Source organism: Micromonospora narathiwatensis, assembly GCF_900089605.1.
Classification (GTDB): Bacteria; Actinomycetota; Actinomycetes; order Mycobacteriales; family Micromonosporaceae; genus Micromonospora; species Micromonospora narathiwatensis.
In genome coordinates, this window is record NZ_LT594324.1 from 30,579 (window position 1) to 48,307 (window position 17,729).

A 17,729-nucleotide genomic window follows, 5' to 3' on the forward strand; every position below is an offset into this window, starting at 1 on the left:
CAGCGTTCGTCTCCCAAGCCGGCGCCCACGGTGCCAGTCAAGACGGTCCAGCCGGCCGTGGTGCCGACGGCGAAGCAGCTGCCGCCGGCCGCTGCCAAGCCGGCCCCGGTCTGGCCGGCGGCCAGCGCGGCGGAGGTCGACCTCACCGCCGGCCGGCAGGGTGCCGGCCCCGTTCGCGCCGGCACCCTGCCGGTCCGGGTCAACCGGTCGGCCGCGACCGCAGGTACCGCCGGGGCAGCCGCGAGTCGGGTACGGGTCGAGGTGTTCGACCGCGCCGCCACCACGCGCGCCGGGGTGCGGGGCCTGCTGATGCGAGTCAGCCGTACGGACGGCATCGCCGCGCCCGGGCAGGCGGACGTGTCCATCGACTACGGGTCCTTCGCCACCGCGTACGGCGCCGACTGGGCCAGCCGGCTCCGCCTCGTCTCGCTGCCCGAATGCGCCCTGCGCACACCGGAGCGCAAGGAGTGCCACCGCACGCCCCTCAAATCCCACAACGATCTGCGCTCCCGTACGGTGACCGCGAGCGTCGCCGCCGGCGGGGCGCAGACCCTGATGGCGCTGGAGGCGACCGACTCCGGCCCGGCCGGTGACTACAAGGCCACCCCGCTGCAGGCGTCCGCGACCTGGAATGCCGGCGGCAGCGCGGGCGCCTTCACCTGGTCGTACCCGATGCGGGTGCCGCCTGGTGCCGGTGGTCCCGAGCCGCAGGTGGAGCTCAGCTACTCGTCCCAGTCGGTCGACGGCCGGCACGCCGCTTCCAACAACCAGCCCTCCTGGATCGGTGAGGGCTTCGAGGGCTGGCCCGGTGGCTACATCGCGCGCACCTACCGGAACTGCTCGGACGACATGGGCGGCTCGGCGAACAACACCGAAAAGGCCACCGACCTCTGCTGGGAGACGGACAACGCGACGCTGTCCCTCGCCGGTCACGCCGGTGAACTGATCTACAACGCCACCGAGGGCCGGTGGCACCTGCGCAACGACGACGGTTCGCGAATCGAACGCCGGACCGGCGCGAGCAACGGGGACAACAACGGCGAGTACTGGGTTCTCACCACCACCGCCGGCATGCAGTACTGGTTCGGACTGAACCGGCTTCCTGGCTGGGCCTCGGGAAACCCGGAGACGAACTCGACCTGGACGGTGCCGGTCTTCGGCAATGAACCCGGCGAGCCGTGTAACGCCACCACCTTCGCCGCCTCCTACTGCACGCAGGCCTGGCGGTGGAACCTCGACTACGTCCTGGACCTCAACGGCAACTCCGTTTCCTACTGGTACGGCAAGGAGACCAACAAGTACGCCCGCAACCTCGACCCGAAGAACGCCACCACCTACGACCGCGGGGGCTGGCTGGACCGGGTCGACTACGGCACACGGCAGACGAGCGGCGTCGACTCGGTGTTCGCCACCCCGGCACCCTTCCGGGTCGAACTGACCGAGGCCGACCGCTGCCTGAGCGGCTGCGCCACGCACGACGAGGCGCACTGGCCGGACACCCCCTGGGACTCCGAGTGCACCGGCACGTCCTGCACCGACAACTTCGCGCCGACGTTCTGGACCACCAAGCGGCTGGCGTCGGTCACCACCCAGGTCCGCAGCGGCTCGGCGTACAGCGATGTCGAAAGGTGGACCTTCACCCACAGTTTCCCCGACCCCGGTGACGGCACCCGGGCCGGTCTCTGGCTCTCGAAGATCTCCCACGTCGGCCTGGCCGGGGGCAGCGCCAGCCTCCCGGACGTCGAGTTCACCCCGGTGCAGCTCTCCAACCGGGTCGACACCATCGACTTCGCCGCGGCGATGAACTGGATGCGGATCGCGAAGATCCGCAACGAGGCCGGCGGTACGACCAGCGTCAACTACTCCGCCCAGGACTGCAAGGCGGGGCAGACCATGCCGACCCCGCACACGAACACCCGGCGTTGCTACCCGGTGATCTGGACCCCGGAGGGCTACCAGGACCCGGTGACGGACTGGTTCCACAAGTACGTGGTCACAACCATCTACGAGAACGACAACACCGGTGGAGCGCCGCCGCAGGGCAGTCCGCGGGTGGTCTATTCGTACAGCTACTACGACGGTGCGGCGTGGCACTACAACGACGACGACGGGATCATCGACAAAAAGCACAAGACCTGGTCGGACTATCGGGGCTACGGGCGGGTCGGCGTCACCGTCGGTGATCCGGGTGAGCAGACGTACACGGAGACCAGGTACTTCCGGGGGATGAACGGGGACCGGGCCACCCCGACGGGCGGCACCAAGTCGGTCACGATCGACGGGATCGCCGACGAGGACTGGTACGCCGGGATGACCAGGGAGAGCACGGTCCACAACGGCCCGGGTGGTCCGGTGGTCTCCCGGGAGCGCAACGTTCCCTGGGCGTCGGCCGCCACGGCGACGCGGACGATCAACGGGGACACCGTCACCGCGAGGTTCATCGGAGTCGGCACGACCACCCGGCACACCACGCTGGACGCCGGCCGGGGCGAGCGGGTCACCAAGACGGTCACCACCTACGACAGCTACGGCATGGCGGTCGCCGTCGACGATCTCGGCCAGGACGGCGTCGAGGGTGACGAGCGATGCACCAAGACCGACTACGCCCCGCGTAACACGACAGCCTGGATCATGGACCGCGCGCATCGGGCCCAGTCGTACGCGGTGAAGTGCGCGGACACCGCCGCGCCCACGTCGTTGACGGAGAACGACGTGATCGGGGAGGTCCGAACCTCGTACGACGGCAACGCCTTCGGGGTCGCGCCGACGCGCGGTATGGCCACCCGGAACGAGGAGATGTCGGCGTGGAACGCCGGTGCTCCGACCTTCACCACCGTCTCTCGTACGGCCTACGACAGCCAGGGCCGCGTCACCTCGGTCTGGGACGCGAACAACTACGAGACCAAGACCGCCTACACGCCCGCCACCGGCGGTCCGGTGACCGCCACCACGGTCACCAACGCGGCCCAGCACGTGACCACGGCGACTCTCTCGCCCGGATACGGCATCGAGACCTCGGTGGTGGACCCGAACGGCAAACGGACCGACCTGGCCTACGACGGACTCGGCCGGCTGAAGTCGGTCTGGCTGCCCGGCCGCGACAAGGCCACCCAGAGCGCCAACTCGACCTTCAGCTACACCGTCCGCAACGACGCGGCCACGGTGGTCGCGGCGTCGAAGCTCACCCCGTCGGGGACGTACTCCACCTCGTACGCCCTCTACGACGGCTTGATGCGGGAGCGGCAGACGCAGGCACCGTCGATCTCGGGCGGGCGCCTCCTAACCGAAACGTTCTACGACACCGCAGGGCGTAAGTCGAAGAGCTTCGGCTCCTACCACGCGTCCGGTACGGCCGGCAGCACGCTGGTCACCACCACCGAGCGGGCATTCGTGCCGAACCAGACCCGGACGGTGTACGACGGCGCGGGTCGGGCGACGGCAGAGATATTCCAGCCCTACGACGCCGAGCGCTCACGTACCTCCACCTACTACGCGGGTGACCGCACCGACTTCACTCCGGCCGCCGGCGGCACCGCCACCTCCAGCGTCGCTGACGCCCGTGGGCAGTTGGTGGAGCTGCGGTACTACCACGGAGCCATCCCAACGCCGGGTACGGCGGGCAGTTGGGACGCCACGAAGTACACCTTCAACCGGAAGGGGCAGAAGACCGCCGTCACCGACGCCCGCGGCAACAAGTGGACCTACACCTTCGACATCCGCGGCCGGCAGACCGAGGTCGTCGACCCGGACAAGGGCAAGGCGACCTCGACGTACGACAACGGTGGCCGGGTCGCCACCCTCGCCGATGCCCGAGGCAAGAAGCTGGCCTACCAGTACGACTCCCTCAACCGGAAGCGGGCGGTCTACGAGAACCAGGTCGGCGGCACCATGCGTGCCCAGTGGCTGTACGACACCGTGGCGAAGGGGCAGCTGACCCAGTCCACCCGGTTCGTCGGCGCGGCGTCGTACCAGGTGAAGAACACCGGCTACAGCGACGCCTACCAGCCGACCGGCCAACAGATCATCATTCCCACCTCGGAGACCGGCCTGGCCGGCACGTACAACTTCGGCACCACCTACAACGCCGACAACTCGGTGGCCTCGCAGAGCATGCCGTCCACGAACGGTGACCTGCCGGCCGAGACCCTGCTCTTCGACTACAACAGCTTCGGACTGCCGAGCGCCCTCCGGACGCTGTACGGCAGTGTCAACTCCTCGTACGTGGCGGACACCGACTACAACGCCCTGGGCCAGATCGACCAGGTGGAGCTCTACACCGGTAGCGGTGGACGGGTGTTCCAGAGTTTCACCCGGGAGCTGGAGACGGGACGGCTCACCGGCATCCGGACCGACCGGGACTCGGTGGCGCCGAACATCCTCGCCGACGTTCGATACAGCTACGACGACACCGGCAACATCACCAAGATCACTGACGTCACGCCCGACCCGGTCGACGACACCCAGTGCTTCGCCTACGACCAGATGCGCCGGCTCACCGAGGCGTGGACGCCGTCCTCGGGCGACTGCGCGGCGACCCGGTCGGCCGGCGCGCTGGGCGGCCCCGCGCCGTACTGGCGGTCGTGGACCTTCGACAGCGTGGGCAACCGCCGTACGGAGGTCGTGCACACCTCAACCGCGGACACCACGACCACCTACAACTACCCGGCCGACGGCTCGCCGAAGGCGCACAGCCTGACCTCCACCACCGGCGGTCAGGTGGGCAGCTACACCTACGACGAGACCGGCAACACCCTGACCCGCCCCAGCGGCACCCCCGGTATCCAGACCCTCACCTGGGACTTCGAGGGGCACCTGGACACCGCGAGCGACTCGACCGGGCAGACCAGCTTCGTCTACGACGCCGACGGCAACCGGCTGATCCGCCGGGACCCGACCGGCAAGACGCTCTATCTGCCGGGGCAGGAGATCCGCTACAACTCCACCACGCAGACCACCACCTGCACCCGCTACTACTCCCACGTGGGCTCCACCATCGCGTCGCGGACCGCCACCGGCCTGAACTGGCTGACGGGTGACCATCACGGCACCGCCGGGGTGACGGTCAACGCGGCGACCCAGCAGGCGGCGATCCGACGCGAGACTCCGTACGGGACGCCGCGCGGTACCCAACCGGCGTGGCCCAACGACAAGGGCTTCGTCGGCGGCACCAAGGACAACACCGGCCTGACCCACCTCGGGGCGCGGGAGTACGACCCGGCCATCGGTCGCTTCATCAGCGTCGACCCGGTTCTGGACCTGGCCGACCCGCAGCAGATGAACGGCTACAACTACAGCAACAACAGCCCGGTCACCGCCAGCGACCCGACCGGGCTTAAGCAGTGCGGCGACGACCAGTGCACCATGTACACCACGCCGACGCCGGACGGCGAGATCGTGCACGAGCCGGGCGGCAAGACCACGAAAATCACGAAGCCAAAGGTCTGTACCAAGCGCTTCTGCATTGGCTCGCCCCGGAACCCGACCAACCACGGCCCATGGGACGATGAGTTCGTGCATGACCCGAAGGCCAAGTGGACGCCCGCGGACGTGGCGAGCTGGTCGAAGTGGCAGGCGTACCGTTACGGCTGCATCTCCTCCGAGAAGGCCAACGTGGGCCGATGCGCGGGTTGGGCCGACGCGCCGTATATGTACGACCACTACCTGAACGGCACCGGCGATCCCTACGTCTTCATGTTCTCGCCCGCCTATTACGAGGACGCGAAGATCAGACGCCACGTCGACCAGGAGATCGCGGCCGCGCAGTTGGCAGCGGAGGAACTGATGGGCAAGTCCGGCAGCAACTCGTTCCAGATGACCGGTGTGAACCGGCACTTCCCGGGGCAGCCATCAACCGAAAAGTGGCAGAAGATCGTCGGGTCCTTTGACATGTGGGCCAGCGCCGAGGTCACCGTCACCGGTGACACGGTTGCCATGAGGATCACGATGCACGCCGAGGATCGGTGGAATTTCAACCCGGACGCGAACGACGTCGGGAGCGGGATCAAGGACGACGAGAACGGCCGCTTCGCCGTGCTGGGCAAGGCGAAGGGTTTCAACTCCTCAGGTTCCATGGTGAAGGAAGTGACGTGGACGATCGGCTCGCCACGCAGCGCGACCGTGAGTGACCCGAAGGCGATTATTGATGAACCGCATCGTTGGTAGGCCGTTGTCCGCCCTGGCCACCGTTCTGGGGATCCTCCTCATCTCGGCCTGCGGGACGAGCGACGGAACCTCCCCGTCGGGTGGCCGGGCGCGGCCGGCCACCCTGTCGGCCAGCCCGTCCAGCACCGACCCGGCGGTGACCGGCGTGCAGCCACTCTATGATCTGAGCCGCGAACTCGAGGATCAGATCGACACGGTGCTGATCGGGCCGGCCTTGGACATCGACGGCGTCGTTGCGGTGCCGCTCCAGTCGCCGTACATGGACGACCTGCTCTCCGAGGTGTGCGATACCCAGCCGGGAAACGGCGTATACCTGAGTGCTTTCGGGCAGCGCCGGGAGTGGAAGGCGTCGGACCTTCGGATCCAGCAGTTTGCCGGCGGATGGGGCGTCAGTCCGGCGGCTGAGGCCGTTGCCCAGGTTCGTGGCCAGCTCGGCTGTGGCACCTACCGTGACCGTGAAGGGCTGCATCGGATTCTCGGCGAGCGGGAGCTTTCCCGCCTGAGCGGGCTCGACGACCAGTTGATGTTCTGCGAGGTGATCGACGAGAACGACCCGGACGGCTCGACCCATCTCTGTACCGCATTGCTGGCGCGGGGTGAGATCGCCTCCCGGATCGAGACCCGGGCCGCCACCGCCGAGCGGGCCGAGCAGGTGACCCGGGAACTGGCCGCTCCCGCAGCCCAGCGCCTCGCAGCCGTCTCCTGAGGCCGGCCCGGCCGGGAGAGACAACGGTCGGATCACCGGTTACGCGGAGGCAGCCTGCTGTCCCGACCTCAGTCAGGTCCAGACAGCAGGCTGCCTCCGCAGCTCGCGTGCGAGGCGGAGCGGCGTCGCGAGTAGTGGGAGTACGCAGGAAACGCCTTCGCGTGGGAGAACGCGGGCCGTAGCTCGGCGGCGTGCTCCCAACTGGGGGGTGCGAAAATGTCAAGATGCCGGGTGGCTGGCTGCTCCGCTGATGAACGATGATCGTGAAGTCCAGGCCGGCCGGGCGCGGCGGCAGTTGCGGGACCTGGGACGACCGCTCGTGGTCCTGACCGCGCCGCTGCTGGTGCGCCTGGCCAACCGGGACAAGCGGTTCGTCTGGACGCTGGACGAGGTGCGTGGCCACGCTCGGGACTGGCCGGGCACCGGTGGCGACGCCGAGATGGCGAACCTCTTCCGCACCCAGGCGTGGTTCGGTCTGAGCCTGGTGCCGCTCGCGGTGTACATCGCGGCATCTCAGCTGCGGCCGAGCGATGGGGCCAGCTATCCCGTGCACGAAGGTGTCATGACGGGCGCCACCACGCTGCACATGTTCACCCTGGGCATGGTCCTGGCGAGCGGCCTCAAGTGGGCGTTGTCGCAGTACTTCACACCGGATCTCGACCGCCGTCTCGGACCTCCCCGCAGGCGCGGCCCCCGAACGGGCGGGCGACGGCCGGGCCTGCTGGTGCGGTTGTGCCTACCGTCCAACCTCGACTGGGTGTTCGCGCTGATCTTCGCCAGCTGCATGGCGCCCAACCTCTATCCCTGACCAGCCCCGCCGAATGCTCCGGCAATCAACCTGCCGAGCGTCATGGTGGCCGGCCGGGGGTCTGCTGCCTCGGCCCTGATCAACCTACCGTGATCAGGGCCCCTACTTGCGGCAGTTTTTGCCCATTTTGTGCTCGCAGCTTGCGACCCCCCTTTACATGGATGCTTTTACATCTTTAGTGTCTGGCGCACCACAATGGTGATATCACGGGGGTCGCTAGTGGTTGGTTGGCCTGTGCCTGCGCGCTTTGCGCGGGTTGTGTCAGGGTTTGGGAACCGATGGCTGGTCGCCGTAGCGGCCGCAGCTCCGGCGGGCGTCGGTCAACCTCGCGTCGGCGAGGAAAGCACCCTGGGCTCCGCGCCCTTCTGATTCTCGGACCGCATGTTGTCGTGCTCGTCGTCGAGTGTGTCGTCGAGCATTGACCCCCATCGATTTCGCCCCTAGTACACGGAGGTTCCGTGCAGGTACACATGCCCCCTGCCGTTCCGCCGCCCGTACGGCACGATCGTGCTCGTACGCTGCGGCGGACCGTCACCGCGACGCTGGCTGCCACGGTCGTCGCCAGCCTGCTGCACGCGCCGGCCCAGGCCGCGCCGATCGGAGCGCCGTACCGGCCGTCGGCGCCGAAGCCGGTGCCGACGGTACCCGTCGACAAGATCACTCCCAGTTCCCCGGCCGGAAGCAAGATCCTCCCGGACGCGAGCAGGAGGCCGGCGCCGAGCTGGCCCGCTGCCGGCAGCAGCATCGTCGATCTGACCACCACCCGCACCACCGGCCCCGCCCCGGCAGGCGCCCTGCCGATCCGGGTTGCCGCGCCGGAGAAGGGCGTCGCCGCACCAGGGCGGGTCCGGGTACAGGTGCTCGACCGCGCCACCACCAGCCGTACCGGAGTCAACGGCCTGCTGCTGCGCCTCGACCGGGCGGACGAGAACGACAGCGCCGGGACGGTACGGGCCAGCGTCGACTACCGGTCGTTCGCCACGGCCTACGGCGCCGACTGGGCCAGTCGCCTGCGCCTGGTCCAGTTGCCCGCGTGCGCGCTGTCGACCCCGGCGGACCGTCGCTGCGCCGGCACCCCGCTACCGTCGAGCAACGACCTGGCGCAGCAGACCGTCACCGCTGACGTGCCGGTGGGTGCGGCGGCGGGCGGCACCCTGGTCGCGCTTTCGGCCGGCCCGTCAGGGCCCGCCGGAAACTACGCGGCGACCTCGCTGTCGGCCTCCTCGACCTGGTCGGCGGGCGGTAACTCGGGCGCGTTCAACTGGTCCTACCCGCTGCGGACACCGCCGGCGCTGAACGGACCCGCACCCGGGCTGTCGCTGAACTACTCCTCCCAGTCGGTCGACGGCCGGCACGCCGCCTCGAACAATCAGCCGTCCTCGGTCGGCGAGGGCTTCGAAATCTCCACCGGAGGTTTCATCGAACGCCGGTACAAGTCGTGCAGCGATGACATGGGCGGATCGGCGAACAACACCACGAAGACGTTCGACCAGTGTTGGGCGACCGACAACGCCACGCTCTCGCTGGCCAGCGGATCGGGCGAGTTGATCTACAACTCGACCGAAAAGCGCTGGCACCTGCGCAACGACGACGGGTCCCGGATCGAGCGGCGGACCGGTGCGAGCAACGGCGACAACGACGGCGAATACTGGGTGGTCACCACGGGTGACGGTATCCAGTACTGGTTCGGCCTGAACCGGCTGCCGGGCTGGAAGTCGGGGGATCCGGTCACCAATTCGGCACTGACCGTCCCGGTCTTCGGCAACAACCCCGGAGAGCCCTGTCACGCCACCGCGTTCGCCGACTCCAGCTGTGTCCAGGCCTGGCGGTGGAACCTCGACTATGTCGTGGACCCGTCCGGCAACTCGGCCTCGTACTGGTACACCAAGGAGACCAACAAGTACGGCCGCCGCCTCGACCCGAACGACGCCGTGACGTACGACCGCGCCAGCTCGCCGCAGCGGATCGACTACGGCACCCGGCGGGACAACGGCGTCGACTCGGCGTTGAGCGGCTCCGCGCCGATGCGGGTGACCTTCACGGCCGCCGACCGGTGCCTCAGTTCCTGCGCCACTCACGACGCTGCGCACTGGCCGGACACGCCCTGGGACGCCGCGTGCGCCGGCACCTCCTGCCCGGACAACTTCTCCCCGACCTTCTGGACCACCAAGCGGCTTCAGGCGGTGAACACGCAGGTCAGGTCCGGCAGCGGCTACACCGATGTCGAGCGTTGGACATTCACCCACACCTTCCCCGACCCCGGCGACGGCACCCGGGCCGGACTCTGGCTGGACCGGATCTCCCACACCGGCCTGTTCGGCGGCACCGCCAGCCTGCCCGACGTGCGGTTCGCCTATACCCAGCTCGCCAACCGGGTCGACACCATCGACTTCGCCGCCGCGATGAACTGGATGCGGATCGCGCGGATCACCAACGAGTCCGGCGGCACGGTCAACGTCACCTACTCGGCGCCTGACTGCGTCGCCGGCCAGCCGATGCCGACGCCGCACACCAACACCCGCCGGTGCTACCCGGTGATCTGGACGCCGGAGGGGTACACCAACCCGGTCACCGACTGGTTCCACAAATACGTCGTCACGACCGTCTACGAGACCGACCACACCGGCGGCGTCCCGCCGCAGGGTAGCCCCCGCGTCGTATACACGTACAGCTACCTGGACGGGGCTGCCTGGCACTACAACGATGACGACGGTCTGATCGACCCGAAGAACAAGACCTGGTCCGACTACCGGGGGTACGGCCGGGTAGCGGTCACCGTCGGCGACCCGGGTGAGCAGACGTACAGCGAGACGCGCTACTTCCGCGGCATGAACGGCGACCGGCTGAGCCCGAGTGGCGGCACCCGTTCGGTCAACATCGACGGGATCGCCGACGAGGACTGGTACGCGGGCATGACCCGCGAGACGAAGACGTTCAACGGGCCCGGCGGGGCGGTGGTGTCCCGGCAGACCAACGAGCCCTGGACCTCGCCGGTCACCGCGACCCGGACCATCAACGGCGACACGGTGACCGCTCGGTTCAGCCGCATCGCCACCGTCCGCGACTTCACCACGCTGGATGGCGGCCGCGGGGAGCGGGTCACCCGCACCACCACCGGCTACGACCAGTACGGCATGGTTGTCTCGGTCGACGACCTCGGACAGGAGGGTGTCGACGGCGACGAGCTGTGCACCAAGACGGACTACGCGCCGCGCAACACGACCGCGTGGCTGATGGACCGGGTCCACCGGACCCAGAGTTACGCGGTGAAGTGCGGCGACACCGGCGGCACGCTCTCGGCTGACCAGGTCATCGGTGAGGTCCGCAACTCGTACGACGACCAGGCTTTCCAGAGCGTCGCGACCCGGGGCCTGGTCACCCGGATCGAACGCATGGAGTCCTGGAGCAGTGGCACCCCGACCTTTTCCACGGTCGGCCGGGCCGCGTACGACGCGCACGGTCGTACCACGTCCACCTGGGACGCGATGGGTGCCCTCACCACCACCGCATACACGCCGGCGGTTGGTGGACCGCTCACCGCGACCACCGTCACCAACCCGCTGCAACACGTCAGCACCACCACGGCACAGCCCGCGTGGGGTCTGCCCACACGCAGCGTGGACGCGAACGGCAAGGTCACCGACCTCGCCTACGACGCGCTCGGCCGGCTCACCTCGGTCTGGCAGCCGGGCCGGGACAAGGCCACCCAGACCGCCAACCTGACGTACGGCTACCTGATCCGGGACACCGCGCCCACCGTCGTTTCCACCGCCCAGCTCAACAACGCGGGCAACTACGTCACGTCGTACACCCTGTACGACGGGCTGCTCCGGGCTCGGCAGACCCAGACGCCGTCGCCGTCCGGCGGCCGGCTGCTCACTGACACCTTCTACGACACCGCTGGCCGGCAGGTCCGGTCGTACGGCAGCTATCACACCAGCGGGAACCCCGGCACCACCCTCGTCACGGCCACCGAGGCGGCGTTCGTGCCGAACCAGAGCCGGACGGTGTACGACGGCGCCGGCCGAACGATCGCGTCGATCTTCCAGCCGTACGCGGCCGAACGGTGGCGCACCTCGACCTACTACGCGGGTGACCGCACCGATGTCACCCCGCCGGCCGGCGGGACCGCGACGTCGACGGTCACGGACGCCCGCGGTCGCACCGTCGAGCTGCGGCAGTACAACGGCCCGGCACCCACCCCCGGAGTGTCCGGTTCATGGGATGCGACGAGGTACGCGTTCAACCGCAAGAGCCAACTCGCCGAGGTGACCGACCCGGTCGGCAACAAGTGGACCTATACCTACGACATCCGTGGCCGGCAGATCGAGACCCGGGACCCGGACCGGGGACCGACCACCAACACCTACGACAACGGCGGCCGGACCACCAGCACCACCGACGCCCGGGGTAAGACGATCGCCTACCTCTACGACCCGCTGGGCCGCAAACGCGCCGCGTACGACGACCGGGTCGGCGGCACCATGCGTGCCCAATGGGTCTATGACACCCTGGCCAAGGGATACCTCACCCAGAGCACGCGGTTCGTGGGCTCCGCCAGCTACCAGGTGAAGGCCCTCGGTTACAACGACCAGTACCAGTCGACCGGCACACAGGTCATCGTCCCGACCTCCGAGACGGGACTCTCCGGCACCTACAACTTCGAGAACACCTGGAACCCGGACGGCTCCCTGAAGTCGGCCAGTTTCCCAGGGACCGTCGGTGACCTGCCCGCCGAGACCGTCTCCTACGCCTACACCGACCTGGGCAACGTCACCACGCTGAACACTCTGTACGGCAGTCAGCAACAGGCGTACGTCAGCGCGGTCGTCTACAACGCGCTCGGCCAGATCGACCAGGTGACCCTGGACACCGGCTCGGGCGGACACGTCTGGCAGGCGTTCACCCGGGAGCTGGAGACGGGCCGGCTGACGGGCATCCGGATCGACCGGGACTCCGTCGCACCGAACACCGTCTCGGACGTGCGGTACACGTTCGACCCGGTCGGCAACATCACCCAGACCAGGGACGTCACCCCCGATCCGGTCGACGACACGCAGTGCTTCGCGTACGACCACCTCCGCCGGCTCACCGAAGCGTGGACCCCGGCCTCGGGGGACTGCGTAGCCACGCGGAGTGTCGCCAGTCTCGGTGGGCCGGCCCCGTACTGGCACTCGTGGAGCTTCGACAAGATCGGCAACCGCCGCACGGAGGTGGTGCACACCTCGTCCGGTGACGCGACCACGACCTACGCGTACCCGGCCACGGGAGCGGCGCGACCGCATGCCGTGACGGGCACCAGCGGCGCCACCACCGGCAGCTACACGTACGACGAGAACGGCAACACCCTCACCCGGCCCACCAAGTCGTCCGGCACCCAGACACTCACCTGGGATCCGGAGGGTCGGTTGGAGACCAGCGTGGACGGCACCGGGGAGACCCGGTACATCTACGACGCCGACGGCAACCGGCTGATTCGCCGCGACCCGACGGGCCGCACGCTCTATCTGCCGGGGCAGGAGATCCGGCACACCACGTCCGGTGGCGCGAAGACCACCCGCTACTACAGCATCGCCGGTCAGGTGGTGGCGTCGCGTACCGCTGCCGGCGTGAGCTGGCTGGCCGCTGACCACCAGGGCACCGGGCAGGTGGCCGTCGACGCGGCCACCCAGGCCACCACCATCCGTCGGCAGACTCCGTACGGCGTGCCGCGCGGCGGGGATCCGGCCTGGCCGAACAGTAAGGGCTTCGTCGGTGGGACGCGGGACAACACCGGTCTCACCCACCTCGGCGCCCGCGAATACGATCCGTCCACCGGTCGGTTCATCAGCGTCGACCCGATCATGGACCTGACCGATCCACAGCAGTGGAGTGCGTACACCTACAGCAGCAACAGCCCGGTCACCTACTCCGACCCATCGGGTGAGCGGGCCTGCTCGGACGACAACTGTGGGCCGGGCGCCGACTACGTGGACCTCGCCGGCAACTACCACGCCGTACCGGGCCACAACGACGGCTGCAACGGGTGCAGCGCTGCCGTCCCGAAGCGGGGGTACTCGTCCGACGACGAGGAACGGGCCGCGACCGGCAACGCCGACAAGGCGCGGATGCTGCGTGAGATGCGCCACCGGCAGATCTTCCTGGAGGGCAAGTTCTGGATCGGCAAGCTCCGTGAGGAGATGGTGGAGGCGAACTTCGACGCCTGTAAGATGGGCAATCCGTACGTCTTCGCAGGTTGCACCACCGGTGCCAACATCGCCAACGAGAAGCTCGCCGAGCAGATCAACGAGGCCCTGGATCGGATCGACGAGTCACGGGCCCGCGAGGGCAAGTTCATCAAGGACAAGGTGCTGGGCAAGGTCAACTCGGGCTTCGACGACGACGAGTTCGAGATCGCCTTCTGGCTCGCGTTTACCGGGAAGCAGAAGGTCGAATCGCGTGACGACTCGCTGCCAGTCGCCGGCGAATCGGGTAACAGGGGCTTCGACGCGTACGTGGACGGCCATCGCGCGGAGTTCAAAAAGCTCCAGACAAACACTCAGAGCGCTGCCCGTGACCGGCTGCGCAGCGCCAACGGGCAGCACGTGGACCGGGTATACGTGTTGGTCCGCGACGGGGTCGAGAAGGCGAACGTGGAAGCGGGGCGGGCCAACTTCATGCGGAATCACTCGAACCCGTCGTTGAAGTACTGGCAGGTGATCGACGGCGGCGCCGGCTGGCAAAGCCCGTTCCAGTCCATCAACCAGCCGTTGTGAGGTTCGCCCAGGGATGATCACGCATCGTCCGTCGGGCAGATGAGGATCCAGGTGCCCCCGCTGGTTGAATCGAGCAGCGGGGGCACCGCCCGGCGTGGAACCAGCGGACTTCCACCCGATCGGCCAAGCGAAAGGGACGATGGACCATGAACGACTACTCGCTCGTGGTGGGCCTACTCGACGAGCGGCAGTCGTTCGAGCAACTCGTGGACGTGGTCGCCGTAGCGACCGGCGCGACCGTCACGGATCTGCCCGGCGAGAAACCGTCGGTGGAGGGCGCGCTTCCCACGGGGCACTTCTGGGTGGAGTTCGACCCGGCCGATATCGAGCCGTTCGCCAGCAACCCGTACGTGATCGATGTGACGTTGACGGATCCGTCGGCGGAACCAAGGCTGGCCGAGACGATCTTCGCCGCTCTCGTCGCCCACGGTTACCGGGTGGCCATCCTCGAGAACGGCGGGGTGATCCGCGCCTCGCACCACGTCGAGGAATCCGTCGCGGACGGGGCGGGCGGCAACGGTGGACAGGCCGAGCCGTCAAAGTGATGCGCTCACCCGGAATGACCTGACCGCCGGAGGTGCACGAGCACCGCGAGCACCCGCCGGTGGTCCTCGTCGGAGGAGGCCAGGCCGAGCTTGGCCATGATCGAGCTGACGTGCGCCTCGACGGTCCGCTCGGTCAGCCACAGGCGGCGGGCGATCCCGACGTTCGTGCGCCCCTCGGCCATCAGCGCGAGCACCTCCCGCTCCCGGGCGGTGAGGGTGCTGAGCGGGTCGTCCGGCGGCCGGTGGCCGATGAGCCGGGTGACCACCTCCGGGTCCAGCGCCGACCCGCCGGCCGCGACCCGTCGCAGGGCGTCGAGGAAGTCGTCGACGTCGAGGACACGGTCCTTGAGCAGATAGCCGAACCGCCCGCCGGCGACGAGATCCACCGAGTGCCGGGTCTCGATGTGCTGGGAGAGCAGCACGATGCCGAGGTTCGGGTGGCGGGTACGGATCTGGCGCGCGGCGCGGGCGCCGTCGTCGGTGTGGTCGGGCGGCATCCGTACGTCGATGATGGCCAGGTCCGGCGCGGCCTCCTCGGCGGCGACCAGCAGGCCCGGGGCGTCGACGGCCTTGCCGACCACCTCGTGCCCGGCGTCGACGAGCAACCGGGCCAGGCCCTCGCGAAACAGCGTCGAGTCCTCGCCGATCACGATCCGCACGGCAGCACCGCCTCGACGAGGGTCCCGTTGCCGCGCTGGCCGGCCACCGTGAGCGCACCCCCGGCGGCGGCCACCCGGTCGCCGATGCCCGCCAGCCCGCCGCCGGGCCGCACCCGGGCCCCACCGACGCCGTCGTCGCGGACCGTCACCGTCAGATCGTTGTCGGCCCGGGCCACCCGCAGGTGTACGGCGCTGGCGCCGGAGTGCTTGACCACGTTCGTCAGCGCCTCGCTGGCCACGTAGTAGGCGGTGGTGGCGAGGTCCTCGGGCACCGGCTCGGGGCAGACGTCGAGGGTGACCGCCAGCGGTACGCCGCGGACCAGCATCGTCAGCGCGTTGGCCAGCCCCTCGTCGAGGCTGGACGGGCGCAGCCCGTGCGCGATCTGCCGCAGCTCCGCGACCGCGGTGCCCAGTTCGGCGACCGCCTGGTCGAGCAGGCCGGAGACGTCGGTTTCGGGAAGGTGCCGCTGGGCGAGCCGCAGCGCCATGCCGAGGGAGACCAGCCGCTGCTGGGCGCCGTCGTGCAGGTCGCGCTCCAGGCGCAGCCGTTCGGCGTACCCGGCGCGCAGCAGCCGCGCCCGGCTGGCCTCCACGTCGAGCAGGGCGCGGCGTAGCTGCAACCGCAGCCGGACCACCTCGACGAGCAGCGCGCAGGCGTCGGCGAGTTCGCGCATCAGCTCGCGGGTTGTGGTCCCGCCGCGGACGAGTACGCCGATCTGCTGGCCACCGAGGCGGATCACGGTCGCGTCCTCGGCCACCCCGAAGCTCTCCCCGGTCGCGGTGACCAGCTCGTTCGTGCCCGGCATCCGGTAGCCGACGCGTACCTCCGGATCGCGCAGCGCCTGCCGCAGCGCCTCCTCTAGCCGTTCCGGCGCCGCCTCACCGGCGTGCATCCGATCGCGGAGGTCCTCGATCGCCGCGAGCGCTGCCCGCCGGGCGGGATAGAACCGGCGGTCCACCTCGCGCTGCAACCGGACGCGCAGCGGGGACAGGGCGAGCGCGCAGACCGCCGTGGCGCCAGCCGCGGCCACCGGCGACGAACGGCCGGCCGCGACGCCCGCGACGAACATGGCGACCGTGTAGAAGGCCAGCAGCGCGGCGGTGACCAGGCCGTAGGTGACCGTGGCGCTCAGCGCCTTGTTCACGTCGTACAGGTCGTGGCGGAGGATGCCGATCGCGGTCGCCGTCGGGACCGCGATCAGCGTCGCGGCGAGCCCGACCACGGCCAGGTCCGGCCCGTCGAGCAGCAGGTAGCTCAGCCAGCACAGCAACAGCGTCGCGGGCAGGAAGAACGCACCGAGCGCGAACCACTTCACCTGCGCCCGGCGTACCGGGTCGGTGGCCCGCCGGTACCGCACCACCATCGCCACCGTGGACGCGACGAGCAGGGCGAGCAGCCCGGGCAGCAGGGCGACCGCGATCGGTCCGAGCACCCGCGCCAGCGACGGTGGCGGGGTGCCGAACGCGTGGTCGACGTCCGCGAACGGCGGCGGGAACGGGGCGGGGTCGAGGCCGGTGAGCATGATGAACGCCGCCGGCACCACCACGAGGCCGGCGGCCACCACCCGCCAGCGCCGGCCGGGCAGCAGCCGACCGTCGGGGAAGAGCAGCATGAGCAGCGCCGCCGGCACGTAGTTGAGCATCCAGGAGCCCTGGGCCGTGGTGACCAGGAGCGACGAGACCGGCAACCGCCCCGGATGGTGCGCCACGACATACCCGTAGACGTCGGTCAGGGCGACCCAGATGGCGAGCAGCCCGAACAAGGTGAGCAGGGCGCCGACCAGGTTGGTCGGGCGTCTCGTCACGATCAGCATGCCCAGAACCACGGAGGCGGCGGCGAGCAGGCAGGCGGTCGCGAAGTAGACGGTCTGACCGGCGTCGCGGCCGAGGGTCAGCAGCCAACCGCCCGCGCCGACGAGCGCGACGGCGACCGCCGTCATCGCGTACGCGACCAGCCGCGGCATCGTCATGGCGTTCACCGTAGGCCCACCGTGGCGCCGACGGATACGTGCCAGCACGGAGATGCCCTCCGTACTTTCCCGCACCCCGGGTCCCGCGTCCGCCACGATGCGCTCCCCGGTGCGTCCGGCGAAA

General features: G+C 69.3%; 7 protein-coding genes. 5 read left to right on the top strand and 2 right to left on the bottom strand.

The annotated features are described in order from the left end of the window. Positions 1 to 309 precede the first annotated feature (309 nt). From GA0070621_RS00160 to GA0070621_RS00180, 5 genes are all read left to right on the top strand, one after another. Complete coding sequence (locus tag GA0070621_RS00160) at positions 310 to 6,162, top strand: RHS repeat domain-containing protein (protein ID WP_231921110.1); 5,853 nt, start codon at positions 310 to 312, stop codon at positions 6,160 to 6,162. Beyond that, positions 6,143 to 6,868, top strand: a complete 726-nt coding sequence (locus GA0070621_RS00165; protein WP_157739788.1) for a hypothetical protein — start codon at positions 6,143 to 6,145, stop codon at positions 6,866 to 6,868. Before GA0070621_RS00160 ends, GA0070621_RS00165 begins: the two co-directional genes overlap by 20 nt. A 319-nt stretch (positions 6,869 to 7,187) precedes the next feature. Then, positions 7,188 to 7,676: a hypothetical protein gene (locus GA0070621_RS00170; RefSeq protein WP_157739789.1), complete on the top strand. Its 489-nt coding sequence runs from the start codon at positions 7,188 to 7,190 to the stop codon at positions 7,674 to 7,676. Between the two features lie 470 nt (positions 7,677 to 8,146). Next, on the top strand, positions 8,147 to 14,431 hold the full coding sequence (locus tag GA0070621_RS00175; RefSeq protein ID WP_091190117.1) for an RHS repeat domain-containing protein: 6,285 nt from the start codon (positions 8,147 to 8,149) through the stop codon (positions 14,429 to 14,431). Between the two features lie 146 nt (positions 14,432 to 14,577). Beyond that, complete coding sequence (locus GA0070621_RS00180) at positions 14,578 to 14,976, top strand: hypothetical protein (RefSeq protein WP_091190119.1); 399 nt, start codon at positions 14,578 to 14,580, stop codon at positions 14,974 to 14,976. A 5-nt stretch (positions 14,977 to 14,981) separates the two neighbouring features. Here the strand turns inward: GA0070621_RS00180 and GA0070621_RS00185 are convergent, their stop codons facing one another. Both GA0070621_RS00185 and GA0070621_RS00190 read right to left on the bottom strand, forming a co-directional pair. Continuing rightward, positions 14,982 to 15,635: a LuxR C-terminal-related transcriptional regulator gene (locus tag GA0070621_RS00185; protein ID WP_091190122.1), complete on the bottom strand. Its 654-nt coding sequence runs from the start codon at positions 15,633 to 15,635 to the stop codon at positions 14,982 to 14,984. Further along, positions 15,623 to 17,605, bottom strand: a complete 1,983-nt coding sequence (locus tag GA0070621_RS00190) for a sensor histidine kinase (protein WP_157739790.1) — start codon at positions 17,603 to 17,605, stop codon at positions 15,623 to 15,625. The genes GA0070621_RS00185 and GA0070621_RS00190 overlap by 13 nt, the downstream gene beginning before the upstream one ends. Positions 17,606 to 17,729: the final 124 nt, after the last annotated feature.

Excerpts from the sequence above, each read along its gene's own strand:
- GA0070621_RS00180 (WP_091190119.1), top strand. The coding sequence starts at position 14,578 with ATGAACGACTACTCGCTCGTGGTGGGCCTACTCGACGAGCGGCAGTCG.
- GA0070621_RS00175 (WP_091190117.1), top strand. The coding sequence starts at position 8,147 with ATGCCCCCTGCCGTTCCGCCGCCCGTACGGCACGATCGTGCTCGTACG.
- GA0070621_RS00190 (WP_157739790.1), bottom strand. The coding sequence starts at position 17,605 with ATGACGATGCCGCGGCTGGTCGCGTACGCGATGACGGCGGTCGCCGTC.
- GA0070621_RS00165 (WP_157739788.1), top strand. The coding sequence starts at position 6,143 with ATGAACCGCATCGTTGGTAGGCCGTTGTCCGCCCTGGCCACCGTTCTG.
- GA0070621_RS00160 (WP_231921110.1), top strand. The coding sequence starts at position 310 with ATGCGAGTCAGCCGTACGGACGGCATCGCCGCGCCCGGGCAGGCGGAC.